The organism is Mesorhizobium sp. L103C119B0 (assembly GCF_000502235.1).
GTDB lineage: Bacteria > Pseudomonadota > Alphaproteobacteria > Rhizobiales > Rhizobiaceae > Mesorhizobium.
Genome location: NZ_AYXE01000016.1, coordinates 79,930 through 102,719, shown reverse-complemented (window position 1 = coordinate 102,719; position 22,790 = coordinate 79,930). Strand labels below are relative to the sequence as shown.

At 64.0% G+C, this 22,790-nt stretch carries 22 protein-coding genes, 1 tRNA gene and 1 pseudogene; 8 read left to right on the top strand and 16 right to left on the bottom strand.

What is annotated here, in order from left to right; genetic code table 11:
* Window positions 1-85 precede the first annotated feature (85 nt).
* From X728_RS142955 to X728_RS142970, 4 genes are all read right to left on the bottom strand, one after another.
* Window positions 86-895 (bottom strand): ABC transporter permease, encoded by an 810-nt coding sequence (locus X728_RS142955; RefSeq protein ID WP_023689221.1) that lies wholly within the window; start codon window positions 893-895, stop codon window positions 86-88.
* Complete coding sequence (locus tag X728_RS142960) at window positions 895-1,608, bottom strand: ABC transporter permease (RefSeq protein WP_196813869.1); 714 nt, start codon at window positions 1,606-1,608, stop codon at window positions 895-897. The genes X728_RS142955 and X728_RS142960 overlap by 1 nt, the downstream gene beginning before the upstream one ends.
* Window positions 1,609-1,769: 161 nt before the next feature.
* Window positions 1,770-2,570, bottom strand: coding sequence for a transporter substrate-binding domain-containing protein (locus tag X728_RS142965; RefSeq protein ID WP_023671323.1), 801 nt, complete (start codon window positions 2,568-2,570; stop codon window positions 1,770-1,772).
* Window positions 2,571-2,624: 54 nt separating this feature from the next.
* Entirely contained in the window at window positions 2,625-3,440 is an 816-nt protein-coding gene (locus X728_RS142970) for an ABC transporter ATP-binding protein (RefSeq protein ID WP_023671322.1), read from the bottom strand.
* A gap of 226 nt (window positions 3,441-3,666) precedes the next feature.
* On the opposite strand from X728_RS142970, the gene X728_RS142975 reads away from it, so the two are divergent.
* The 4 genes and pseudogenes from X728_RS142975 to X728_RS142985 all read left to right on the top strand — a co-directional run bounded on the left by X728_RS142975 (window position 3,667) and on the right by X728_RS142985 (window position 7,784).
* Window positions 3,667-4,539 (top strand): dimethylarginine dimethylaminohydrolase family protein, encoded by an 873-nt coding sequence (locus X728_RS142975; RefSeq protein WP_023671321.1) that lies wholly within the window; start codon window positions 3,667-3,669, stop codon window positions 4,537-4,539.
* A complete protein-coding gene (locus tag X728_RS142980) occupies window positions 4,509-5,180 on the top strand; it encodes a TetR family transcriptional regulator C-terminal domain-containing protein (protein WP_023671320.1) in 672 nt (223 codons plus the stop codon). Before X728_RS142975 ends, X728_RS142980 begins: the two co-directional genes overlap by 31 nt.
* 96 nt (window positions 5,181-5,276) lie before the next feature.
* Window positions 5,277-6,889: pseudogene (locus tag X728_RS01000000167130) on the top strand (5-guanidino-2-oxopentanoate decarboxylase).
* Window positions 6,890-7,076: 187 nt separating this feature from the next.
* Window positions 7,077-7,784 (top strand): SDR family NAD(P)-dependent oxidoreductase, encoded by a 708-nt coding sequence (locus tag X728_RS142985; RefSeq protein WP_023832574.1) that lies wholly within the window; start codon window positions 7,077-7,079, stop codon window positions 7,782-7,784.
* 137 nt (window positions 7,785-7,921) lie between these two features.
* On the opposite strand, the gene X728_RS142990 is transcribed toward X728_RS142985, so the two are convergent.
* The 5 genes from X728_RS142990 to aroA form a co-directional block, all read right to left on the bottom strand.
* Window positions 7,922-8,743 carry an MOSC domain-containing protein gene (locus X728_RS142990; protein WP_023695921.1) on the bottom strand — a complete coding sequence of 274 codons (822 nt, stop codon included), beginning with the start codon at window positions 8,741-8,743 and terminating at the stop codon, window positions 7,922-7,924.
* 245 nt (window positions 8,744-8,988) lie between these two features.
* Window positions 8,989-10,686, bottom strand: a complete 1,698-nt coding sequence (gene rpsA, locus X728_RS142995) for a 30S ribosomal protein S1 (RefSeq protein WP_023832573.1) — start codon at window positions 10,684-10,686, stop codon at window positions 8,989-8,991.
* A 204-nt stretch (window positions 10,687-10,890) separates the two neighbouring features.
* Window positions 10,891-11,535, bottom strand: a complete 645-nt coding sequence (cmk, locus tag X728_RS143000) for a (d)CMP kinase (protein ID WP_031195781.1) — start codon at window positions 11,533-11,535, stop codon at window positions 10,891-10,893.
* Between the two features lie 26 nt (window positions 11,536-11,561).
* Window positions 11,562-12,065 carry a hypothetical protein gene (locus X728_RS143005; RefSeq protein WP_023832572.1) on the bottom strand — a complete coding sequence of 168 codons (504 nt, stop codon included), beginning with the start codon at window positions 12,063-12,065 and terminating at the stop codon, window positions 11,562-11,564.
* Between the two features lie 59 nt (window positions 12,066-12,124).
* Complete coding sequence (gene aroA / locus X728_RS143010) at window positions 12,125-13,483, bottom strand: 3-phosphoshikimate 1-carboxyvinyltransferase (RefSeq protein WP_023832571.1); 1,359 nt, start codon at window positions 13,481-13,483, stop codon at window positions 12,125-12,127.
* A 206-nt stretch (window positions 13,484-13,689) separates the two neighbouring features.
* Between aroA and X728_RS143015 the strand changes: the two genes are divergently transcribed.
* The 3 genes from X728_RS143015 to X728_RS0135955 all read left to right on the top strand — a co-directional run bounded on the left by X728_RS143015 (window position 13,690) and on the right by X728_RS0135955 (window position 14,823).
* Window positions 13,690-14,082 carry a TIGR02300 family protein gene (locus X728_RS143015; protein ID WP_023683538.1) on the top strand — a complete coding sequence of 131 codons (393 nt, stop codon included), beginning with the start codon at window positions 13,690-13,692 and terminating at the stop codon, window positions 14,080-14,082.
* 173 nt (window positions 14,083-14,255) lie between these two features.
* Window positions 14,256-14,331, top strand: a tRNA-Ala gene (locus X728_RS143020).
* 102 nt (window positions 14,332-14,433) lie between these two features.
* A complete protein-coding gene (locus tag X728_RS0135955) occupies window positions 14,434-14,823 on the top strand; it encodes a hypothetical protein (protein ID WP_023683541.1) in 390 nt (129 codons plus the stop codon).
* 49 nt (window positions 14,824-14,872) lie between these two features.
* Here X728_RS0135955 and X728_RS143025 read toward each other — a convergent pair whose 3' ends face one another.
* From X728_RS143025 to msuE, 5 genes are read right to left on the bottom strand one after another with little or no spacing between them, the layout of a single operon-like run.
* Complete coding sequence (locus X728_RS143025; protein WP_023671311.1) at window positions 14,873-15,637, bottom strand: ABC transporter ATP-binding protein; 765 nt, start codon at window positions 15,635-15,637, stop codon at window positions 14,873-14,875.
* Window positions 15,638-15,661: 24 nt separating this feature from the next.
* The gene (locus tag X728_RS143030; RefSeq protein ID WP_023695917.1) at window positions 15,662-16,660 is read right to left on the bottom strand and encodes an ABC transporter substrate-binding protein; all 999 of its coding nucleotides are present in this window, start codon (window positions 16,658-16,660) and stop codon (window positions 15,662-15,664) included.
* Window positions 16,661-16,702: 42 nt separating this feature from the next.
* Window positions 16,703-17,551: an ABC transporter permease gene (locus X728_RS143035; RefSeq protein ID WP_023711343.1), complete on the bottom strand. Its 849-nt coding sequence runs from the start codon at window positions 17,549-17,551 to the stop codon at window positions 16,703-16,705.
* A 24-nt stretch (window positions 17,552-17,575) separates the two neighbouring features.
* Complete coding sequence (locus tag X728_RS143040; RefSeq protein WP_023683544.1) at window positions 17,576-18,952, bottom strand: LLM class flavin-dependent oxidoreductase; 1,377 nt, start codon at window positions 18,950-18,952, stop codon at window positions 17,576-17,578.
* Between the two features lie 55 nt (window positions 18,953-19,007).
* Window positions 19,008-19,565: an FMN reductase gene (gene msuE / locus X728_RS143045; protein ID WP_023832570.1), complete on the bottom strand. Its 558-nt coding sequence runs from the start codon at window positions 19,563-19,565 to the stop codon at window positions 19,008-19,010.
* 340 nt (window positions 19,566-19,905) lie between these two features.
* On the opposite strand from msuE, the gene X728_RS143050 reads away from it, so the two are divergent.
* The gene (locus X728_RS143050) at window positions 19,906-20,925 is read left to right on the top strand and encodes an LLM class flavin-dependent oxidoreductase (RefSeq protein WP_023832568.1); all 1,020 of its coding nucleotides are present in this window, start codon (window positions 19,906-19,908) and stop codon (window positions 20,923-20,925) included.
* Window positions 20,926-21,005: 80 nt separating this feature from the next.
* Here the strand turns inward: X728_RS143050 and X728_RS143055 are convergent, their stop codons facing one another.
* A complete protein-coding gene (locus X728_RS143055) occupies window positions 21,006-21,851 on the bottom strand; it encodes a fumarylacetoacetate hydrolase family protein (RefSeq protein WP_023832567.1) in 846 nt (281 codons plus the stop codon).
* Window positions 21,852-21,996: 145 nt separating this feature from the next.
* Window positions 21,997-22,728 (bottom strand): SDR family oxidoreductase, encoded by a 732-nt coding sequence (locus tag X728_RS143060; RefSeq protein WP_023832566.1) that lies wholly within the window; start codon window positions 22,726-22,728, stop codon window positions 21,997-21,999.
* Window positions 22,729-22,790 lie beyond the last annotated feature (62 nt).

Below are 22,790 nucleotides of genomic sequence, written 5' to 3'. Positions count from 1 at the left end.
GTAGGGAGTAGTCAGTAGGGAGTAGCGAAAGCAAGCGGTTTCCCGGTCATATGCTGACTACTCACTACTGCCTGCTCACTGTTCCCTAGCCCACCTTGTTCGGTATGCGCGCCTCGATCTTGCTGAATGCAAACACCAGTATGCCGGTGATGATCATGTAGATCAGCGCCAAAAGCAGCAAGGGTTCGTAGGTGAGGTAGGTGTCCTGCCGGACCTTGGACGAGACTGCGAAGATGTCGATGACGCTGATCGTCGCCACCAGCGGCGTCGACTTCAGCTGCAGCACGGTTTCGCCGGTCAGCGTCGGCAGCGCCCGGTAGATGGCCTGCGGCAGCCAGATGCGGCGGAAAATCTTCCAGCGGCTCATGCCGAAGGCGCGGGCTGCCTCGAGCTGCCCCTTGGGCACGCCGGCAAAGGCGCCGCGCATCACTTCGCCCTCATAGCCGGCGAATGACAAGGTCAACGCCAGCACGCCATAGGGCCAGGCTTGCCTGAGATACGGCCACATCCAGGATTCGCGAATCCACGGATATTGCGGAAACAGCGAGCCCAGCCCGTAATAGAGCAGCCACAGCTGGATCAGCAGCGGCGTGCCCCTGATGACGGTGCAGAATGTCCTGGCTGGAGCGGAAAGCCAGAACGGGCCGGCGGCCTGCGCCAGCCCGAGCGGCACGGCGAGCAGGAAGCCGAGAAAGCAGGTGACGGCCAGGATCCACAGCGACCGCCAGATGCCGAGAAGCCCCATTTCGTAATATTGCGGCAGCCAATCCCAGCGCATGAAGAAGGCTGCGCCGAAAACCAGCGCGATCGCGACCAGGATCAGCACGATGCGATGCGGCTGCAGCCACAGCGACGTGCGCGCGGCAGCGTTGATGATGGTCGCTTCTCCGGCCATCAGCGCGCATCCTTGAGCGACGGCATACCGCGCCGCGACCAGGCCTCGAGGCGGCCGATGAGCAGGTTGGAGACCAGCGACAAGATGAGATAGAGCACGCCCGCGGCGAAAAAGAAGGTGAAATAGGCTTTGGTGACGCCCGCCGCCTGCCGCGTCGCCAGCGCCAGTTCGTAAAAGCCGACGACCGCCAGAAGGGCCGTATCCTTGGTGGCGATCAGCCACAGATTGGCGAGCCCGGGTATGGCGAAGGGCAGCATTGCCGGCAAGGTGATGCGCCGCAGCATGAGCCCGGGTGACATGCCATAGGCGCGGGCGGCTTCGATCTGGCCCTGCGGTATGGCCAGGATGGCGCCGCGGATCACTTCGGTCGAATAGGCGCCCTGGACAAAGCCGAGCACGGCGATGCCCGCGGCAAGGCCGCTGATGTCGACGCGCTGGTAGCCCATAGCGGTCAGCGCCTGGTTGATCAGGTCTGTTCCGGCATAATAGAGCAGCAGGATCAGCACCAGTTCGGGCACGGCGCGCACGATGGTGGTGTAAACCGCCAGCAGGTCGCGCACGACAGGACCGCCATAGAGCTTGCCAAAGGCGCCACCGGTGCCGATCAGAAGACCGAGGACCGTGGCGCCGAGCGCGATCTCGATCGAATGGAGCAGCCCAAGCAACAGCGTGCCGCCCCAGCCCGGCGGATTGGGCGAGAGAAGTTCTATGATGCCGGCCGCCGAGGCCGAAAGAAGTGCGTCGATCAGCGTCGCCCCCGGATTGCTGGGTCCAACCACCGCCGACGGCAGCGCCGGCGGCAAGCATGTCTGGGAAAGGTCGGGCAGGAGGGGCATGGCGTTGGCGCCATGCCCCTCAGCTCATGCGAGGATCGTCAGTTCGACTGCGCGCCGCCACCACCGTAAATGTCGAAATCGAAGTATTTCTTCGATATCTCGTCATATTTGCCGTTCGAGCGGATCGCCTTGATGCCGGCGTTGATCTTGGCCTTAAGGTCGGTGTCTTCCTTGCGCACGCCGGCGCCCACGCCCGGTCCGAGCACTTCATCGTCCGGAGCCACCATGCCCTTCAGATCGCAGCAGGCCTTGCCCTGGTCCGACTTCAGAAATGCGTCGAGCGCGATCGAATCCGCCTGGACGGCGTCGAGGCGGCCTGCGGCCAGATCGTTGTTGGCTTCGTCCTGCGTCTGGTATTCCTTGATCTCGGCGGCCGTGGGCCCGAAATGCTTCTTGGCATAGGCCGAATGGGTGGTCGACACCTGCACGCCGAGCACTTTGCCCTTGAGATCGTCCGGCGTGGCGCCGAATTTCTGGTCCTTCGGCCCGATGATGGCGGTCGGCGTGTTGTAGTACTTATCCGAGAAGTCGATGGTCTTCTCGCGTTCGGCAGTGATCGACATCGAACTGGCGATGACGTCGATCTTCTTGGTCGTCAGCGCCGGGATGATGCCGTCCCAGGCGACAGGCGTGATGACGCAGTCGAGCTTCTCCTCGGCGCAGACGGCGTCGATGAACTCGATTTCCCAGCCAACCCATTTGCCGGAAGCGTCCGGCGAGGTGAAGGGCGGATAGGGCTCGGCGGCGACGCCGATCTTGACCGGATCGGCCTTGGCCACGCCCATGGCGGCGACGCCGAGCAGCAGCGCTGCGGCGAATGTTTTCAGAACAGTCTTCATGTCACGACTCCCAGTTTGTTGTTGGTTCCCGGTTTTCTTCCGTCCCGGCTTGTCCTAGCCGATGTTGCGGATGAACTGCTTCAGCCTTTCGGATTTCGGTGCGCCGAATATCTGCTCCGGCGGCCCCTCTTCCTCGACCAGCCCGTTGCAGAGGTAGACGACATGGGTCGCGACCTCGCGGGCGAATTTCATTTCATGCGTGACCAGCACCATGGTGCGGCCCTCGCGCGCCAGGTCGCCGATCACCTTCAGCACCTCGCCGACCAGCTCCGGGTCGAGCGCCGAGGTCGGCTCGTCGAACAGCATGACGCGCGGGTTGATGGCCAGGGCGCGGGCGATCGCCGCGCGCTGCTGCTGGCCTCCCGAGAGATAGGCCGGATAGACGTCGCGCTTTTCGGCCAGGCCGACGCGCGCCAAAAGCTTTTCGGCTTCCCTGATCGCCACGTCGCGCCTGACGCCCAGAACATGCACCGGAACCTCGATGACGTTCTCGATCAGCGTCATGTGGCTCCACAGGTTGAAGTTCTGGAACACCATGCCGAGCTTGGCGCGGATGCGTTCGATCTGCCGGCGGTCGGCGGGCACGGTGTGGCCGTGGCTGTCGGCCTTGAGTTTGATCTCCTCGCCATTGACGCGGATGATGCCGCTGGTCGGGTTTTCCAGGCAGTTGATGCAGCGCAGCAGCGTCGACTTGCCGGAACCCGAGCCGCCGATAATGGCGATCACCTCGCCGTCGCGCGCCGACAGCGAAACGCCTTTCAGCACATGCAGATGGCCGAATTTCTTGTGCAGGTTCTCGACATGGATGGCTTCGGCGGCGCCGTCCTGCGCCTTGCCGGATTGGACTGCGGCGGTTCCCGCCGCGCTCACCGGGGAACCTCTGCCACAGGGTCCACGGCAGATCGTCGAACGTCTATCCGGCTAATCAACATACGCTGTAATGCCCACTCCAGACTTCAGCATGGACCCAACAGCGCGAGCCCGTCAATCCCGCTCATTACGGCACTTGCGGCCTTATTGTGCAAGTGTATAAATAGCCTCCGATGAAATTTCTTCCATTTTTTTCACCCTGAACACGGCATTGAAAAGGGCACTGATGAGCGCTTTCGGATCACAGTCCATGGCGGCGCCGTTGCGGCGCGTGCTGATGCGGTCGGCGGCCAATGCCATGCGCGGTGCCGACCGGGCTACCTGGCACTATGGCCCGGGTTTCGACCCGGCGAAAGCGGCGGCGCAGCACGCGGCTCTCGCTGAGCTGGTGACGGCGTCCGGCGCCGAAATCGAATGGATCGATGACAATGCCGACGGGCTGTCGGATTCCGTATTCACCCACGATCCGTCACTGATGACCGATCGCGGCGCGCTGATCCTGTCCATGGGCAAGCCACTGCGCGCCAGGGAGCCATCGCTGCATGAGGAAACCTACACACGCTTGGGTATTCCTATCCTCGGCCGCGTCGAGGCTCCCGGCCAGGTCGAAGGCGGCGATTGCGTATGGCTGGATAAAAACACGCTGGTAATCGGGCGCGGGGTGCGCTCCAACCAGGAAGGCATACAGCAGGTTTCCAACCTGCTGACGCCGCTCGGCATTTCCGTCTACGGCTTCGATCTGCCGCTGTGGCAGGGCGAGGAGGCGTGCCTGCATCTGATGTCGGTGATCAGCCCGCTGGCCGACGACCTGGCCCTGGTCTATTCACCGCTTTTGCCGGCGCCGTTCTATCAGTTGCTGAAGGCGCGCGGCATCCGGCTGGTGGAAGGCGACGCCGAAGAGTTTGCCGCGTCCAACGGCCTCAGCCTGAACGTGCTGCCGACCAGCCCGCATAAGGTCATTGCCGTCGCCGGCTTTCCCAAGACCAAGGCCGCGATGGAAGCCGCCGGCTGCACGGTTCAAATCTTCGAGGCGGATGCCCTCTGCATCGCCTGCGAAGGTGGGCCGACATGCCTGACGCGGCCCATCCTGCGGCAATGAATGAGCGCCGCAAGTTCCGCCGCGAGGGCGAGGAGCGGCGGCGGCAGGATTTGATCGACGCGACCCTGGACAGCGTGGCCGAACATGGGCTGGAGGGCGCCAGCCTGCGCACCATCGCACTGCGCGCCGGTGTCACCGCCGGGCTGATCCGGCACTATTTCCCCGGCAAGGAAGACTTGCTGCAGGAAGCGTACGCGGCGCTGATGGGCCGCATGACCGAGCAGGCGAAGGCGGCATTGCTCATGGAAGACGCCTCGCCGCGCCAGCGCCTTGCGGCCTTCGTTGCCGCCAACCTCAACGCGCCGATCATCGATGCACGCGTGTTTTCGCTCTGGGCAACCTTCATCGGCCGCGCCGGCGCGGATCCGAGCCTGGCTCGCGCCCACCGCGAAGGCTATCTCGGCTTTCGCAACGAGGTGGAAGCAGTCGTTGCCGAAGTGCTCGGCGCCGAGCAGCGCAGGCCAAACGCAAATGAGCTGCGCCGCCATGCCATCGCGATCAACGCGATCATCGACGGGCTCTGGATCGAAGGCTGTCTGGCCGCAGAGATGTTCTCGCCTGGCGAATTGGCGGGGATCGGCGTCAAAGCCATAGAGGCCGAGCTCGGCCTCGCGCCGCAAACGCAATTCCAGGAAAAGTGAGAAGCGGTTTTCCGTCCGGAATTGCGTTAAAAACAAAGAGGTAGAGCCGATCATTGTTTCCGTTGAACAGTGGTCGGCACTAACGGGAGAGAACCCATGACCACCATCGGCGAAGCCCTCATCACGCTGCTCGAAGCGCATGGCGTCGACACCGTTTTCGGCATTCCTGGCGTCCACACTGTCGAGCTTTATCGCGGGCTGGCGCGTTCAAAGATACGCCATGTCACGCCGCGTCACGAACAGGGCGCCGGCTTCATGGCCGACGGCTATGCCCGTGCCAGCGGCCGGCCGGGCGTTGCCTTTGTCATCACCGGACCGGGGCTGACCAACACCATCACCGCAATGGGCCAGGCGCGCGCCGATTCGGTGCCGATGCTGGTGATTTCGGGCGTCAACGCGATGCCGACGTTGGGAAAGGGACTGGGCTTCCTGCACGAACTGCCGGACCAGCGCGGCATGATGGAGAAGGTGGCGCTGTTTTCGCAGCGTGTCACCGAGGCCAGCGAATTGCCGGGCGCTCTGGCGCGGGCCTTCGCGCTGTTTTCGTCGTCGCGGCCGGGCCCCGTCCATATCGAAATCCCGACCGACGTCATGGTCAAACCGGCGGACGGCATCGCTGCTTCGCTCACCAATGCGGCGGCGCCCGCGCCGGATGGCGCGGCCATTGCCGAGGCCGCCAGACTGATCGCAGCCGCGCGCCGGCCGCTGATCCTTGCCGGTGGCGGTGCCAAGCGCGCCGAACAGCCACTGCAGCGCCTGGCCGAGCGGCTCCGCGCGCCCGTCGTCCACACCGCCAANGGCTCGGCGCGCCTGTCGTCCAGACCGCCAATGCGCGCGGTCTGCTGCACGCGCATCCGCTTTGCGTGCCGGCCAGCCCCAGCCTGAAGGCGGTGCGTGCGCTGATGGCAGACGCCGATCTGGTCATCGCCGCCGGCACCGAATTCGGCCCGACCGACTATGACGGTTACAGCGACGGCGGCTTCGTGCTGCCCGCCAATCTGATCCGCATCGATATCGGCGCCGACCAGCTCGCCCGCCGCCCGGTGAGCGTCGGCATCCAGGCCGATTGCGCGGAGGCGCTTGGCGCACTGCTTGGCGCGCTCCACCCTGATCATGCCGCGGCGAAGGACGGCGAGAGCCGCGCAGCCGCGTCGAGAAAGGCGGCCTTTGCCGAGCTCAGCCCGGCCTATGCCGCGCAGGTGCGTGCGGTGGAAACCATTCGCGACGCGCTGCCGGGCGCCATCATCGTCGGCGATTCCACCCAGCCGATCTACGCCGCCAACCTTTACTACGACCATGACCGGCCAGGCGGCTGGTTCAATGCCGCCACCGGTTTCGGCGCGCTCGGCTACGGACCACCGGCGGCGATCGGCGCAGCCCTTGCCATGCCCGGCGTGCCGGTGGTTTGCCTGACCGGCGACGGCGGCTTCCAGTTCACCTTGCCGGAGCTGGGCGCGGCGCTCGATGCACCCGCACCGGTCATCTTCGTCGTCTGGAACAACAGAGGCTATCGCGAGATCGAAACGTCGATGCTCGATGTCGGCATCGAGCCGGTCGGCGTGTCGCCGGCGCCGCCGGATTTCTGCAAGCTGGCCGAGGCCTACGGCATATCAGCCGAACGGCTTGCCGGTACTGCCGGTCTCGCCGATGCGCTCAAACGCGCACGCGCAACCAGACTGCCGCACGTCATCGAAATCACCATCGACTGACGCTTGACCGCGCGCTTTACGTCAATGCGCGGGTCAGAAGGGGGCGGTCGGCGACTTCGAGCGATGCAAAGACGCAACAACTGCCATGTCGAGATGTCGGTTGAGTGATCGTGCAAAAGGCGCGACGCTCTGCGTCGGCGCGGCACGACAAGCGACATAATCATAAGAAACGACAGGAGCGTCCAGGATGACGGAAACAGTTCAGGGCAAGCATATCGTGGTGACCGGTGGCACCGGGGCGCTGGGTGCCGCGGTCGTCGGCAAATTGCTGGCGGACGGCGCGATCTGCCATGTGCCGAATGCCCACGCGTCGGCCCCCTCGCATTTCCCCTTCGCGGCCCATGATCGCGTCCGGCTGGCGCATAATGTCGATCTCGCCGATCCTGCCAAGGTCGATGCCTTCTATGACAGCGTCCCCGAATTGTGGGCCTCCATCCATCTGGCCGGCGGCTTTGCCATGGCCCCCGTCGAGAAAATCGAATCCGCATCCTTTGCCGAAATGATGGACACCAACGCCCGCACCGCCTTTCTGTGCTGCCGCGCGGCAGTGCGCTCCATGCTGGGCTCGAACACAGCGGGCCGCATCGTCAATGTCACGGCACGCGCCGGGCTCGACCCGCGCAGAGGCGCGGGCATGGTCGCCTATACCGCGAGCAAAGCGGCGGTGGCGGCGATGACCGTGGCGATGGCGGAAGAGCTGAAGCACAAAGGCATACTGGTCAACGCGGTGGCGCCCTCGACGCTCGATACGCCGGCCAACCGCGCCGACATGCCGGACGCCGATTTCGGCAAATGGGTCAGCCTCGAAGCCGCCGCCGAGGCAATCGCCTATCTGGCATCACCGGCCAATCTGGCGATGAACGGCACGCTGGCGCCACTCTACGGCCGCGCCTGAAGTTCCGCCGCGCAGAGCGGCTCATTTGGCTTGGCTTCCCGATGGCGGCCTTTGCCGACCTCGCCTGATCTACAGCGGAGGTTGGCCATTCAATCATGGCGACCGCCGACGCCTCCACGGCATTAGAAGACCTGCGACTACGTCAGGTTCGAGACGCCTGCTTCCACGACCTCGACTGCGTCGCCGATGGCGATCGTGCCGGCGTTGTTGGGAATGGCATTCTGGCCGAAGATGATGCCGCCCTTGGCGGAGCGGTGGATTTTGCCAAGCGTCTGCAACGGCTCGCGCGGGTCCGGCTGCTCGCCGCTCAACGGATCTCGGGTGGTGATGACGCAGCGCGAGCAGGGCTTTGCGATCCGCAACTCCACCGTGCCGATGCGGATCGTCTTCCAGCTGTCTTCAGGCCATGCGCCTTCTGCGTCGACGACGATGTTTGGCCGGAACCGCGCCATCTCGATGGGCCTGGCAAGATGGCTGTTCAGATGGTTCAGCGAGCCCGTCGTGGCGATCAGCAACGGAAAACCGTCGGCAAAGCCGACGTAATCGCCAGGCTGGCCGAATTCCGCATCGACCGGCCGGTTTCGCGGATCGTCGAAATAGACGAGATCGACGGGCCGGCCAAGAATAGCCGAGAGATATGCACCGGCGGCCGGATCGCCCGGCCGCGCGGCAACCATATCCTTCCAGATCTTGACTTGCCGGAGCGCGGTGCCGGGAGCCGGTGCCTCGACGAAGTGCGAGCCATGCCTGTCATGTTTCAACAGGATGCCCGTTCCGCGATGCTCGACGTCGATCGTCGTCATATCAGGTATCTGGCGAATGGTGAGGAACTGCCCATCCTTGTCGACGACCATCCAGCGGCGGTCGCCTTCCATGCCCATTGTCTCGATCTCGGCGCTCGGCACGGCATGGCCGCGCAGGCTCTTGACCGGATAGCGATAGAGTTCGACGACCTTCATCCCGCGTGCTTCTCCGTTGCCCGAGGGGCCGGACTTCCGTGTTACGTCTGCAACGACGGCCGAGCCTACAACCGCGCGTGCGGAATTGAAGGGGTTGCACGGTCTTAGTCTTGTGCCAATCGCGCAGCCGAGCATGAAAAACCCGCGAGCCTTGCGGCCCGCGGGTTTTCTTGTTCAGGCTGCGCGCGAGGCGCAGCCGAGGCCTAGCTTGCGCGAAGCGGCTTACGCGTTGCGCGCGAAGCGGCTTAGCTGCCCTGCTTCTTCAGCGCGGCGCCAAGGATGTCGCCCAGCGAAGCGCCGGAGTCGGTAGAGCCGTACTGTGCGACGGCTTCCTTCTCTTCGGCGATTTCCAGCGCCTTGATCGAGACCTGCAGCTTGCGGGTCTTCTTGTCGAAGGCGATGACGCGGGCGTCCAGCTTCTGGCCGACCGAGAAGCGCTCGGGGCGCTGCTCGTCACGGTCCCGGCTGAGGTCGTTGCGCTTGATGAAGGTCTCGATGCCGCTGTCGACCAGCCGCACTTCCAGACCGCCATCCTTGATGCCGGTGACTTCGCAGGTGACGACAGCGTTCTTGCGCAGTTCGCCTGAAGTCGCGGCTTCGCCGACCGTGTCCTTGGCCAGCTGCTTGATGCCGAGCGAGATGCGCTCCTTGTCGATGTCGACGTCGAGCACCTGCGCCTTGACCATGTCGCCGCGATTGTACTCTTCGATGACCTGCTCGCCCGGACGGGTCCAGTCGAGGTCGGAAAGGTGCACCATGCCGTCCACGTCGCCTTCGAGGCCGATGAACAGGCCGAACTCGGTCTTGTTCTTGACCTCGCCCTCGACCTGGCTGCCGACCGGATGGCTCGCGGCAAAAGCCTGCCACGGGTTTTCCAGCGTCTGCTTGAGGCCGAGCGAGATGCGGCGCTTGGCCGGATCGACCTCGAGCACGACAACGTCGACTTCCTGTGTCGTCGACAGGATCTTGCCGGGGTGCACGTTCTTCTTGGTCCACGACATTTCCGAAACGTGGATGAGGCCTTCGATGCCCGGCTCCAGCTCGACGAACGCGCCGTAGTCGGTGATGTTGGTGACGGTACCCTTGATCTTCTTGCCGATCGGGAACTTGGTGCCGATCTCGGACCACGGATCGCTCTCGAGCTGCTTCATGCCGAGCGAGATGCGGTGGGTTTCCTGGTTGATGCGGATGATCTGCACCTTGACCGTCTGACCGATGTTGAGGATCTCGGTCGGGTGGTTGACGCGGCGCCATGCCATGTCGGTGACATGCAGCAGGCCATCGATGCCGCCGAGGTCGACGAACGCACCGTAATCGGTGATGTTCTTGACGACGCCTTCGACAACCTGGCCTTCTTCGAGGTTCTGCACGATTTCCGAACGCTGTTCGGCGCGGCTTTCCTCGAGCACGGTGCGGCGCGACACCACGATGTTGCCGCGGCGGCGATCCATCTTGAGGATCTCGAAGGGCTGCGGGTTGTGCATCAGCGGCGAGACATCGCGGATCGGGCGGATATCGACCTGGCTGCGCGGCAGGAAGGCCACGGCGCCGTCGAGGTCGACAGTGAAGCCGCCCTTGACCTGGTTGAAGATGACGCCTTCGACGCGCTCACCCTTGGTGAACTTCTCTTCGAGCTTGACCCAGCTCTCTTCGCGGCGGGCCTTGTCGCGCGACAGGACGGCTTCGCCCAGCGCGTTTTCGATGCGCTCGACCATGACCTCGACCGTGTCGCCGACCTTGAGCGTCGAGTCCTTGCCCTTGACGCCGAATTCCTTCAGCGGCACGCGGCCTTCGACCTTGAGGCCGACATCGATGATGGCCATGTCTTTTTCGATCGCCAGGATCGTGCCCTTGACGACCTGACCTTCGCCGGAGTGGCCGGCGGTAAATGATTCTTCGAGCAGGCTCGCGAAATCGTCGCGAGTGGGATTTGCAGCTGTCATATTTTCTCCTGGAGTGCCCCGCATCTCTTGCGGGACGGGCGCCGTGGGTTAGCGTTGCGTTGGCCTGCCGGCGTTCCGGGCTACAAAAGCCCTGGGCCGCCTAAGCGGCAATTCCGGCGCATGAAGAATGCTGGCAGGCTGGTTCGTGCCCGATATGGTATTTTCTTCGCTTCCGGCAATCGGTGGCAGCGGGAAAACCCTGGATCAGGCTTTATCTCTCTTGGCCAAGGCGTCGTCGATGATCGCTTTGGCCGCCAGAAACGCGGCCTCTATAGCCATTTCGGAGGTATCAAGCAAGTGCGCGTCGGCGGCGGGCTTCAGCGGCGAGTCGGCCCTGCCCATGTCGCGCTCGTCGCGGCGCATGATATCGGCAAGGATTTCGGCGAAATTGGCAGTGCCGCCGATGCTCTCGATTTCCGCCAGCCGGCGCTGCGCCCGCACCTGCGCACTCGCCGTCACATAGAGTTTTATGTCGGCGTCAGGGCACACGACCGTGCCGATGTCGCGCCCGTCGAGCACCGCGCCCGGCGGCGTTTTGGCGAAATCGCGCTGCTTTTCGACCAGGATGCGCCGAACGGTAGGGTAAACCGCTACCTTCGAAGCCGCTTCGCCGACAGCATGCGCCGACAAGACCGCCCGGTCGAGCTTGGCTAGATTGACCTGGCGGGCAGCGGTTTCGGCGGCCGAGACATTGTCGAGCGGCAGCGCGTGCCGGATCAACGCATGGGCGACCGCGCGATAAGTGAGGCCGGTGTCGAGCAGGTTGAGACGGTAGTGGTCGGCCAGCCGGCGGGCCAGCGTGCCCTTGCCGGCGCCGGCCGGGCCGTCGATGGCGATGGTGAACGGCAATTCGCGACCTCGAAGATTTGCTACTATCAGGATCGAAACTGGAAACCCGCATCTTTCAGCTTCAGAGCTTCATTTCCAGCGTAAAAGCCACTGTGCAGATGATTTAGATTTTTCCGCACCAGGCGTAGCAGCGCGTCGCCAATCTTGGTGAATGCCGCATGCTTCTCTATCAACTGCCCAAGATCGTGGAAGTCGCGCGCTTGGAAATAAAATCGGCCCTGAAAAATTGAACTGCCTTCGGTCCGGGATGGGTTGTACTGTATCACAGATGAGCGGCTGAGATCGGGATCATACGTATCGTTGTATGGATTGTGCTTCCAAACAATTTCCTCCCTCAGTGCCTTGGGAACGAGATGAAAGCCCTCGACCTTACGGCCCGGGTGCACTCGTTCAAATTTTTCTTTCAGCGAGGGTGCGGGGGTCTTCGACTGGCTGTTGATCACCGCGAATACCCCCTTTGAAAGCACGATGGACTGAAGCTCAGTTTGATCTTTGTCTGACAACCAGAAATTGACCTGCCTGCCCATCATTGCCGCGATTCCGACATTGCACTCTCATGCACGAATACTGCACATTGAGACAGGGAAAATCACCCAATCTCCGCGCCCAGCCCCGTCATCAGCCCCATGAACTCCGGGAAGCTCGTCGCGATCATTGCGGCGTCGTCGATCGTTACCGGCTTTTCCGTTGCCAGCCCCATCACCAGGAAGCTCATGGCGATACGATGGTCGAGATGCGTCTGCACCGCCGTGTCCTGGCTATTGGGATGGCCGCCCAGCCCCTTGCCGCCGGGCTTTCCGCGCACCGCGAGCGAAGCTTCGCCTTCGGTGCAGTCGACGCCGTTGAGCTTCAGCCCATTGGCAACCGCTGCCAGTCGGTCGGATTCCTTCACCCGCAGCTCTTCCAGCCCCTGCATCAACGTCTCGCCCTCGGCGAAGCTCGCGGCAACCGCCAGCACCGGATATTCGTCGATCATCGACGGCGCCCGCTCGGGCGGCACGGTGACGCCCTTGAGCTCGGAGTAGCGCACGCGCAGATCGGCAACATCCTCGCCGCCGGCATTGCGCGGGTTCAAGATGTTGATCTGGCCGCCCATTTCCTGCAACGTTAGAAGCAGGCCGGTGCGGGTGGGGTTCATCAGCACGTTCTCGATGACGATGTCCGAACCCGGCACGATCAGTGCCGCGACGAGCGGGAAGCCGGCCGAGGAGGGGTCGCCGGGCACGGCGATGGTCTGCCCCGTCAATTTGCCCTGGCCCTCGATGAAGATGTGGCGCACGCCGCGCTCGTCGGTCTCGACCGAGAGATTGGCGCCAAATCCCCTAAGCATCTTTTCGGTATGATCGCGCGTCATCACCGGTTCGATCACGGTGGTGATGCCGGGCGTGTTGAGGCCTGCCAGCAGCACGGCCGACTTCACCTGCGCCGAGGCCATCGGCACGCGGTAGGTAATGGGTGCGGCGTGTTTCGGCCCATGCAGCGTGATCGGCATGCGGTCGCCCGGCGTCGCCTTCAGCACCTGCACGCCCATCTGGCGCAAGGGTTCGAGCACGCGGCCCATCGGCCGTCCCGACAGCGATGCGTCGCCGATGAAGGTCGTTTCCATGTCGTAAGTGCCGACGAGGCCCATTGTGAGGCGGGAGCCGGTGCCGGCATTACCGAAATCGAGCGGGCCTTCCGGCTGCAGCAGCGCGCCATTGCCGGTGCCGCGGATCACCCACTCGGCGCCGCGCTTCTCGATATGCGCGCCCATCGCCTTCATGGCGGCCGCCGTGCGCATCACATCCTCGCCTTCGAGCAGGCCGGTGACGCGGGTTTCGCCGGAGGCAAGGCCGCCGAACATCATGGAACGGTGCGAAATCGACTTGTCGCCCGGCACGCGAGCGGTGCCGGAAAGGGCGGATGATTTGCGGGCGGTGGCCGGCTTGGCAGCGGCGGCGTGAGACATGGAATTTCCCTGGACGGAATGCCGGCGCACCGGCGCTTTTCATTTGTTGCGGCGGTCTCGTATCACGGCGGGCACGAATGGTCATCCCCATGGTCGTCGCTTGGCGCGAGGCCTTCCAGTGCTTGGTTTTGTGACGCCGGCTTTTCGCTTTGACAGCGCGGTAAACTGTGGTTAAGGGGACCACTCTTTTACTGACGAGGCTTGACGTGGCAAAAAACGAACTTGGCACAAAGCGTGTCGACCCTGAAACGGGCCGAAAATTCTACGACCTGAACAAGGACCCTATCGTCTCGCCCTATACGGGCAAGACGTATCCGCGTTCCTATTTCGAGGACGGCAAGATCGCCGCCCTCGAAGAGGAAGAGGAAGTGGCCGAGAAGGAAGTGGACGCCGAGGAAGAAGAAGGCGTTGAAGTCGTCTCGCTTGAAGAGGCCGACGAAGACGTCAAGGCCGGCGACGAGCTTCCCGACCTGGGCGACGACGAGGACGATGTCGATCTAGGCGACGATGAGGACGATACTTTCCTTGCCGACGAAGAGGAAGAAGACGACGACGTCGCCGACATGATCGGCGTCGGCGACGACGACGACGAAGTCTAGGAACGCTTCGAACGCATGCATTTAGCGGCGTTCACGGGCTATGACGAAAAAGCGGCCCTCGAAGGCTTGATCTTCAGGGAAGGCGGGGTTAGAAGCCGCCTGCACTAAACGGCGCGGTCCTGAAACCCGCGCCGGACCTCTCGCCGGCAACGGCGACGGCTGACTGCCGGAGTGGGGCCATAGCTCAGTTGGGAGAGCGCTTGAATGGCATTCAAGAGGTCGTCGGTTCGATCCCGATTGGCTCCACCAAACAGTCTTTTTCCGACGCTCGGTTTCGCGGCATTCGTGCTTGTCGCCTGCCAGTCGGCGCCTGAACCATCATCGCCGCCGCCAGCGCCCGCACCTCAGCCCATGGCGCCTGCCGCGATCTCTGCTCCTGATGGTGCGGCGGTCCTCGATCCATCCGTGCGGGTTATGCCGCCCGGCGAAGGCGTCCCGGCCAAATATGTCGCGTTTTCCGGCATATGGGGCGGACAGCTGGACGGGATGTATGACGGCAAGCTCGCCGTGCTGACGATTACGCGCGGCGGCAATGTCACCGCCACCTATGCCTGGGGCGATGTCGCCGACAACAAACCGGGCGTGGCCGATGGCGAAGGCAAGATTTTCGGCAACACGTTGAAACTGCGGCGCCTTCCCAATGGCGCGGACGTCAGCGCGGTCATTCAGGCGGACGGAACGCTGGCCGTCACCTATGGGCTTGCCGACCGAACCTATACGGGCACGTTCACCAAGCAATAATCGCGAGAGCTAATCTTCCGGGGGAGCCACGCCTGGCCCCTTCCCTTGATCAGTGCAATCCGAATTCGCGCAGCAATTCTTCACGGTAGCGCACGAAGCGGCTCTCGCTGCGCTCGCGCGGGCGTGGCAGGTCGATGTCGATCAACCGCGCCGCGCCGCCTTTCTCCTTGGGCAGGATCAGCACCCGGTCAGCCAGATAGATCGCCTCCTCCAGATCGTGGGTGACCATCACCATGGTGACGTTCTCCTCGCTCCAGATGCGCGCCAGTTCCTCCTGCATGCCGATCTTGGTCATGGCGTCCAGGGCCCCCAGCGGCTCGTCGAGCAGGAGGATCTCGGGCTGCACGGTGAGCGCCCGGGCGATGCCGACGCGCTGCGCCATGCCGCCGGAAAGCTGGCTCGGAAAAGCATCGGCGAATTCGGCAAGGCCGACCAGGGCGACGTAGAAGCGGGCGCGTTCCTCGGCCTGCCTCTTGGGAACACCGCGCACTTCGAGGCCGAACGCGACATTGCCGAGCACGCTCAGCCACGGCAGCAGCCGCGGCTCCTGGAAGATCACGGCACGCTCGGCGCCGACGCCATGCACCGGCTGGCCGTCGATCGCGACACCGCCGCTGTCGGCCGCCTCCAGCCCGGCCAGAATACGCAGCAGCGTGGTCTTGCCGGAGCCGCTGGCGCCGACAATGACCAGGCATTCCCCCGAACGAATGTCGAGGTTGAGCGTCCGCAGCACGGCAAGCTGGCGCCCGCCGAGGCTGAAGGATTTGGAGAGGTCGCGGATCGAGACCTCTCCGCCACGGTTGGAACCGGCCATCTTGTCTCTCAGCTATTTCAAAGCTCAGTTGATCTTGGTTTCGCCGGGCCGGTACAGGATGTCGGCGGCTTTCAGCTTGCCCTGGGCCAGACGGCCGTCGCGCTCCAGCACGGCGACCCAGAAGTCGATGTCGCGGTCGGTCGCCTGTGCACCTTCGCGCAGACCAAAGCCGGTCCAGTAGCGGGCGAGATCGCCGTTTTCACCGCGCTTGTCGAGGATAGTGGCCAGCACCTTGCGGGCTTCGTCCGGGTTCTGGCGCGACCAGTCCGAGGCGCGCGCCGACTGTTCGACGAAGTTGCGCGCCGCATCCGGGTTGGCGGCAATGAAGTCGCGCCTGAGTACGACGAAGCCGCCGGCGAGTTCGCCGAGCACCTGGGTGTCGTCGAACACGCCGCGCACGCCGCCGTTGGCGACCAGCGCGCCGGCAAAGGTCGCCTGCCAGTAGCCGAGGCCGGCAATGTCGACCTGGCGCGAGCGCAGCGTCTGCTCAAGCTGCGGGCCGGGCACGACAATGAGGTTGGCGGCGGTCGGCGGCAGGCCGACGCTGTGCAGGGCCTCACGCACCGTATAGTCGAGATGAGCGCCGAGCGTGTTGACCGAGATGGTCTTGCCGGCAATGTCGGCGATCGATTTGATCGGGCTGTCTTCCAGCACGTAGAAGACGCTCTTCACATCCTTGTTGATGCCGTTGCTCGGATACGCCGCGACGAAGTCGTTGCCGCCGGAGATCGAGTTGATCACCGCCGCGGTGGCGGCCGAGCCGATGTCGACGCTGCCGGAAGACAGCGCAAACAGCGATTCCGGTCCACCCGAGGAATAGCCGACATTCTCCAGCTCGACGCCGAGCCCTTTGAAGTAGCCAAGCTCGTCGGCCAGCTCGTGCGGGGAGATGCTGCCACGGCTGGCGAGGTAGCGGAACTTGACGGCTGCGGCTTGCGCAAAGGCCATGCGCGGCAGGCCGGCGGCGATGAGGCCGGCGGCAAGCGGCGCGCCGGCAAGCAGCGAACGGCGGGTGATTTTCATGATCGGGTCCTTCCTGGAGGTAAACGGTGAGGGGCGGACTGCTCAGTTGACAGGATTGCTCCAGCGACAGAGCCGCCGCTGCAGGGTGACCAATGCCTGGTTGGCGATCAGGCCAAGCCCGGCGAGGATGACGATTGCCGCAAACATCAGCGGGATCTGGAAATTGTACTGCGCGTTCATCACCTGGAAGCCGATGCCCTTGTTGGCACCGATCATCTCGGACGCGATCAGCAGCAGCAGCGCCGTGGTGGCGCTCAGCCGCAAGCCGACGAAGATCGACGGCACGGCGCCCGGCAGTACGACGCGGCGAAACACGGTGAGCCGGCTCGCACCATAGACGCGCGCCATTTCAAGCAGCTTGGGATCGACTTCCTTGACGCCGCTGGTGGTGTTGAGCAGCAGCGGAAACAGCGTCGCCCAGAAGATGACGAAGATCTTCGAGGTCTCGCCAAGTCCCAAGAGCAGGATGAACACCGGATAGAGCGCCAGCGCCGACGTCTGCCGGAACACCTGCAGGATCGGATCGAGCGCGGTTTCGACCGGGCGCACCTGGCCCATGAACAGGCCGAGCGGAATGGCAACGGCGACAGCCGCCGCAAAGGCGATGCCGGCGCGTTGCAGGCTGATGGCGATGTCGCCGAGCAGGCTGCCGCCGGCAAGCCCCTTCCAGAGTGCGACGACGATCATGTCGATCGGCGGCAGCACCGCCGCGTTGACCCAGCCGACGCTGCTCGCCACCTGCCAGAGCGCCAGGAAGCCGGCAAGCACGCCGTAGCGCTTCAGGAAGCGAACAGCCGCCTTGCTGCCGAGGTTCAGGAAGTCGGTGCCGAGCCCAGTTTCGCCACCACTGCGGCGAACCGTGATCTGCCGATCGATGTGCTGCAGCGTCATTGCTTCACCCCTTCGATGCCAAGGTCATTCGGCGGCAAGGACGGTCGAGCGGGCGACGGTCCATGGATTTTCCGGGCGCCTGAGGCCGAGATTCTCGCGCAGCGTGCGGCCTTCGTAAGCCGTGCGGAACAGGCCGCGCCGTTGCAGTTCGGGAATGACCAGGTCGACGAAATCGTCGAGCGCGCCGGGCAGCCAAGGCGGCAGGATGTTGAAGCCGTCGGCCGCCTCGCTGGTGAACCATTCCTCCAGCTGATCGGCGACCTGCGTGACGCTGCCGACGATGGTGTAGTGGCCGCGCGCCGTCGCTACCCATTGGTAAAGCTGGCGGATGCTGAAATTGTGCTCGTCGGCAATCTGCCGGATCAGCGCCTGGCGGCTCTTCATGCCTTCGGTTTCCTTGCTCGGCGGCAACGGGCCGTCGAGCGGATAGCCCCTGATGTCGAGCGTCTGGCCGGCAAGACCGTTGAGGAGCGCAACACCGTCCTCGGGCAGGATAAGGTCGTTGAGCTGTTGGTATTTGGCGCGGGCCTCGTCCTCGGTGCGGCCGACGAAGGGCGCGACGCCCGGCATGATCAGCACTTGGTCGGGATCGCGGCCGACTTCAGCCACGCGCGCCTTGATGTCGCGGTAGAATTCCTGCGCCGTCTCGAGCTTCTGATGGGCGGTGAAGATGACCTCGGCCGAGTGCGCGGCAAGCCCGCGTCCGTCTTCCGACTGCCCGGCTTGTACGACAACCGGATGCCCCTGCACCGGGCGCGGCACGTTGAGCGGACCCTTGACGCTGAAATGCTCGCCCTTGTGGTCGATGTCGTGCAATCTGTCCTTGTCGTAGAAACGGCCCGACTGCTTGTCGCGGATGAAGGCGTCATCCTCCCAGCTGTCCCACAGCGCCTTGACCGTCTCGACATGCTCATGCGCCCTGGCATAGCGCTCGGCATGGCTGGGCTGGACGTCGCGGTTGAAATTGCGTGCCGTTTCGTCGCCGGCCGAGGTCACCACGTTCCAGCCGGCGCGGCCGTTCGACAACAGGTCGAGCGAAGCGAATTTGCGCGCCAGCGTGTAAGGCTCCTCATAAGTGGTGGACGCCGTTGCGATGAAGCCGAGATGCGTCGTCAGCGGCGCCAGCGCCGCAAACAGCGTCACCGGCTCGAAGCCGGCGATCTTGGCGTTGCCGCCCTCGCGGGCGCCGAGGCCGACGGTCAGGTTGTCGGCCAGGAAATAGGCGTCGAACAGGCCGCGCTCGGCGGTCAGCGCCAGCTGCTTGTGGAACTCGAAATTGGTGGCGCCGTCGGCCGGCGCATCGGGATGACGCCAGGCGGCGATATGCTGCCCGCCGCCGGGCAGGAAAGCGCCTAGCTTGATCTGCCGCGGCCTGCTATCGGACTTGCTGGCTCGAGTCATTGCAGGCGTCCTTCTGGTCTATGCGGGATGGAATATTGCGTCGCGGATCGTGGTTTCAGGCGGCAAGGACGACGCTGTAGGGCACGCCGGCCACCCGGCATGCCTCGGCGACCGCCTGCCGGGCTCGCGCCTTGACTGCCTCTGACACCAGCACGCCATCTGCAAAGTCCTTGTCCGAGGCGTAGATCGCGGTCGGCAGGGTCTGCGCCTCGAAGAAGCCGAACAACGGCCGCAACTGGTGTTCGACGACAAGCGAATGACGCTCGCCGCCGCCTGTTGCCGCCAGGATGATCGGCTTGCCGCGCAGTGACGACGGGTCGAGCAGGTCGAAGAGGTGCTTGAACAGCCCGGTGTAGCTGCCCTTGAAGGTCGGGGAGCCGACCACCAGCACGTCGGCGCCGAGCAGCTGCTCGATAATACCGCGCGCCGCCGGATCGAGATCGCCAAGCTGTCTTGCAGGCGCAAAGGACGGGCCGAGATCCTCGATGTCGAAAACGCTCAAAGCCGAGCCGGCTCGGCTCGCCACCTCACCGGCGATGTGGCTGACGAATGCCTTCGTCTTGGACGGACGGGTCAGGTTGCCGGACAACCCCACCACCAGCTTTTTTGACATCCGAGGCTCCTTCTCGCAAACGCACTATCCGCATTAAGCCTACCGATTTTGTAGAATTAAATGAGCGAGAAGATTTCAAAACCGGGCTCTGAAGCGAATGGAGTTTGCGGTACATCGCCTTTGGTTGGTTCATTTGGCCCCAAAAGCGCCGTGGCAGATGCTGACGCGACCGCACAAGGCATCGCCGGGGGCCATGGCCTTGGTCCTTTGCGCACTGATGGGTATCGTCGCGAAACCGTCAAGGGCCGGCCGCATTGACACTGCGTTGTGTGAGTGTCGATTGAACCCGATCGCGTGGGCGACGAAGTAGGCAACTGGAATCAAAGAACAGGATGCGCGCATGAAGAAGATCGGCTTTCTTTCCTTCGGCCATTGGTCGCCCTCGACGCAATCGCAGACGCGCTCGGCGTCCGACGCGCTGCTGCAGTCGATCGACCTGGCCGTCGCCGCCGAGGAGCTGGGCGCGGACGGCGCCTATTTCCGCGTCCATCATTTTGCCCGCCAGCTCGCTTCGCCGTTTCCGCTTCTGGCCGCGGTCGGCGCCCGCACCAGCCGCATCGAGATCGGCACCGCCGTCATCGACATGCGCTATGAGAATCCGCTGTATATGGCCGAGGATGCGGGTGCTGCCGACCTGATCGCCGGTGGCCGGCTGCAGCTTGGCATCAGCCGCGGTTCGCCGGAGCAGGTGATCGACGGCTGGCGCTACTTCGGCTACGTGCCGCAGGACGGCAAAAGCGATGCCGACATGGCGCGCAACCATGCCGAGGTGTTTCTGGACGTGCTGCGCGGCGAAGGTTTCGCGCAACCCAATCCGCGGCCGATGTTCCCCAATCCTCCGGGAATGCTGCGGCTCGAGCCATTCTCGGCCGGCCTGCGCGACCGGATCTGGTGGGGTGCCGCTACCAACGCCACCGCCGAATGGGCGGGCAAGCTCGGCATGAACCTGCAAAGTTCAACGCTGAAGTTCGATGAGAGCGGCCAGCCGCTCCACATCCAGCAGGCCGAACAGATCCGCGCTTATCGCGCGGCGTGGAAGGAGGCCGGCCATGCGCGCGAGCCGCGCGTGTCGGTCAGCCGCAGCATCTTTGCGCTGGTGAACGACCGCGACCGCGCCTATTTCGGCGGCGGCAGCAGCGAAGATCATTTCGGCTATATCGAGCCTGAGAAGCTTGCCGTCTTCGGCCGCTCCTATGCCGCCGAGCCCGATGTGCTGATCGATCAGCTGAAAGAGGACGAAGCGATCGCCGAGGCCGACACGCTGCTTCTGACCGTCCCCAACCAGCTCGGCGTCGAGTACAACGCCCACGTCATCGGGGCGATCCTGAAGCACGTCGCGCCGGCTCTCGGCTGGCGCTGACAAGAGGCGCCAGCCGCCGGGGAAACAAAGAGATTGAGCGTTTCGCCGCCGAACGGTGAAACGCTCAAGAGAAGAGATGGCTAAACATCCGCCTTGAAGGTCTGCTTCTGCTGGCCGAGCCCCTCGATGCCCAGTTCCACCACATCGCCAGCCTTCAAGAACACCGGCGGCTTCATGCCCAGCCCAACGCCGGGCGGGGTGCCGGTGGAGATGATGTCGCCAGGATGCAGCGACATGAACTGGCTGAGATAGGAAACGAGATAGGCGACGCCGTAGACCATGGTCCTGGTCGAGCCGTTCTGCATCGTCTTGCCGTTGACCGTCAGCCACATTTTGAGGTTCTGCGGATCGGCAACCTCGTCCTTGGTGACAAGCCACGGCCCGGTCGGACCGAACGTGTCGCAGCTCTTGCCCTTGGTCCACTGGCCCTGGCGCTCGGCCTGGAAGGCTCGCTCGGACACGTCATGGGCAATGGCATAGCCGGCGACATAATCCAGCGCCTCGGCTTCGCTGACATATTTGGCTTTTCTGCCGATGACCACGGCGAGTTCAACCTCCCAGTCGGTCTTTTCCGAACCGCGCGGGATCAGCACGTCATCGTCGGGACCGACAATGGCCGAGCTTGCCTTCATGAAGATGATCGGCTCCGGCGGCACGGTGGCGCCGGTTTCGGCGGCATGGTCGGAATAATTCAGGCCGATGCAGATGAACTTGCCCGTGCCGGCGACGCAGGCGCCGAGGCGCGGCTTGCCGGAAACCGCCGGCAGCGAGTTCGGATCGAGCTTCGACAATGTCTCGAGCGACGCCGGATCGAGCGCCTTGCCGGCAATGTCGGTGACATGACCCGAAAGATCGCGGATCGTTCCATCCGCATCGAGCAGGCCGGGGCGTTCGCTCCCTATCTCGCCATAGCGCAGCAGTTTCATCTTGCTCTCCAAATTGCGGCCCAAGGCCGTTTCAAAACTCGTTCCGCCAAGCGATGACTGGGTGGACTCTGGCTATCGGACCCGACCTAGGGCAAGCCGGACTTTAGAACTGTTCGAGCCTGGACCTGCGGATCGAGGCTATTGCTCAGATCGACCAGCCGCCGTCGATATTATAGGCTTGGCCTGAGGTGTACGTGGCGCCGGCGAGGTAGACGGCAAGGTCGGCGATTTCCTCGGGCGTGCCGAGACGGCCCATCGGCTGGCGGGCAATGAAGGCCGCCCGGGCGGCGTCATAGTCGCCCTGCGCATGCATGCGGTCCTGCAGCGACGGGCTCTCGACGGTGCCGGGGCAGATGGCGTTGCAGCGAATGCCCTTGGCGACATAGTCGGCCGCGACCGCCTTGGTCAGGCCGATCACGGCCGCCTTGGAGACGCCATAGGCGAAACGGTTGGGCACACCCTTGCCGGCGCCGGCGACGGACGACATGTTGATGATCGAGCCGTCGCCGCGCTCCAGCATGCCGGGCAGCACGGCCCGAATGGTGCGGATCATGGCGCGGACATTGAGATTGAAGGCGAAGTCGAGATCGGCATCCTTCATCTCGAGGATCGAGCCGGAATGAACGAAGCCGGCGCAGTTGAACAGCACGTCGACGCGGCCGATTTCGGCGAAGCCCGACGTGACGGCATCATCGTTGAGGACGTCGAGCCTGCGGGTCTTGATGCCGGAGGTCTTGGCGAGTTCGGCCAGCAGCGCCTCGTTGATGTCGGTGGCGTGCACGACGGCACCTGCCTTGGCGAAGGCCAGAGCGCTCGCTCTGCCGATGCCTTGCGCCGCCGCCGTGACGACAACGACCTTGCCTGCCAGATCCGCCATGCGTTTCTCCTCGCCCTCTTTGGCCACTTCTCGGCCCGATTTACTGCCGGCTAACCGGGGCG

Coding starts and splice junctions, on each gene's coding strand:
- X728_RS142955 (WP_023689221.1), bottom strand. CDS start 895: ATGGCCGGAGAAGCGACCATCATCAACGCTGCCGCGCGCACGTCGCTG.
- X728_RS142965 (WP_023671323.1), bottom strand. CDS start 2,570: ATGAAGACTGTTCTGAAAACATTCGCCGCAGCGCTGCTGCTCGGCGTC.
- X728_RS142975 (WP_023671321.1), top strand. CDS start 3,667: ATGAGCGCTTTCGGATCACAGTCCATGGCGGCGCCGTTGCGGCGCGTG.
- X728_RS142980 (WP_023671320.1), top strand. CDS start 4,509: ATGCCTGACGCGGCCCATCCTGCGGCAATGAATGAGCGCCGCAAGTTC.
- X728_RS142985 (WP_023832574.1), top strand. CDS start 7,077: ATGACGGAAACAGTTCAGGGCAAGCATATCGTGGTGACCGGTGGCACC.
- X728_RS142990 (WP_023695921.1), bottom strand. CDS start 8,743: ATGAAGGTCGTCGAACTCTATCGCTATCCGGTCAAGAGCCTGCGCGGC.
- rpsA (WP_023832573.1), bottom strand. CDS start 10,686: ATGACAGCTGCAAATCCCACTCGCGACGATTTCGCGAGCCTGCTCGAA.
- X728_RS143005 (WP_023832572.1), bottom strand. CDS start 12,065: ATGATGGGCAGGCAGGTCAATTTCTGGTTGTCAGACAAAGATCAAACT.
- aroA (WP_023832571.1), bottom strand. CDS start 13,483: ATGTCTCACGCCGCCGCTGCCAAGCCGGCCACCGCCCGCAAATCATCC.
- X728_RS0135955 (WP_023683541.1), top strand. CDS start 14,434: ATGGCGCCTGCCGCGATCTCTGCTCCTGATGGTGCGGCGGTCCTCGAT.
- X728_RS143025 (WP_023671311.1), bottom strand. CDS start 15,637: ATGGCCGGTTCCAACCGTGGCGGAGAGGTCTCGATCCGCGACCTCTCC.
- X728_RS143030 (WP_023695917.1), bottom strand. CDS start 16,660: ATGAAAATCACCCGCCGTTCGCTGCTTGCCGGCGCGCCGCTTGCCGCC.
- X728_RS143035 (WP_023711343.1), bottom strand. CDS start 17,551: ATGACGCTGCAGCACATCGATCGGCAGATCACGGTTCGCCGCAGTGGT.
- X728_RS143040 (WP_023683544.1), bottom strand. CDS start 18,952: ATGACTCGAGCCAGCAAGTCCGATAGCAGGCCGCGGCAGATCAAGCTA.
- msuE (WP_023832570.1), bottom strand. CDS start 19,565: ATGTCAAAAAAGCTGGTGGTGGGGTTGTCCGGCAACCTGACCCGTCCG.
- X728_RS143050 (WP_023832568.1), top strand. CDS start 19,906: ATGAAGAAGATCGGCTTTCTTTCCTTCGGCCATTGGTCGCCCTCGACG.
- X728_RS143055 (WP_023832567.1), bottom strand. CDS start 21,851: ATGAAACTGCTGCGCTATGGCGAGATAGGGAGCGAACGCCCCGGCCTG.
- X728_RS143060 (WP_023832566.1), bottom strand. CDS start 22,728: ATGGCGGATCTGGCAGGCAAGGTCGTTGTCGTCACGGCGGCGGCGCAA.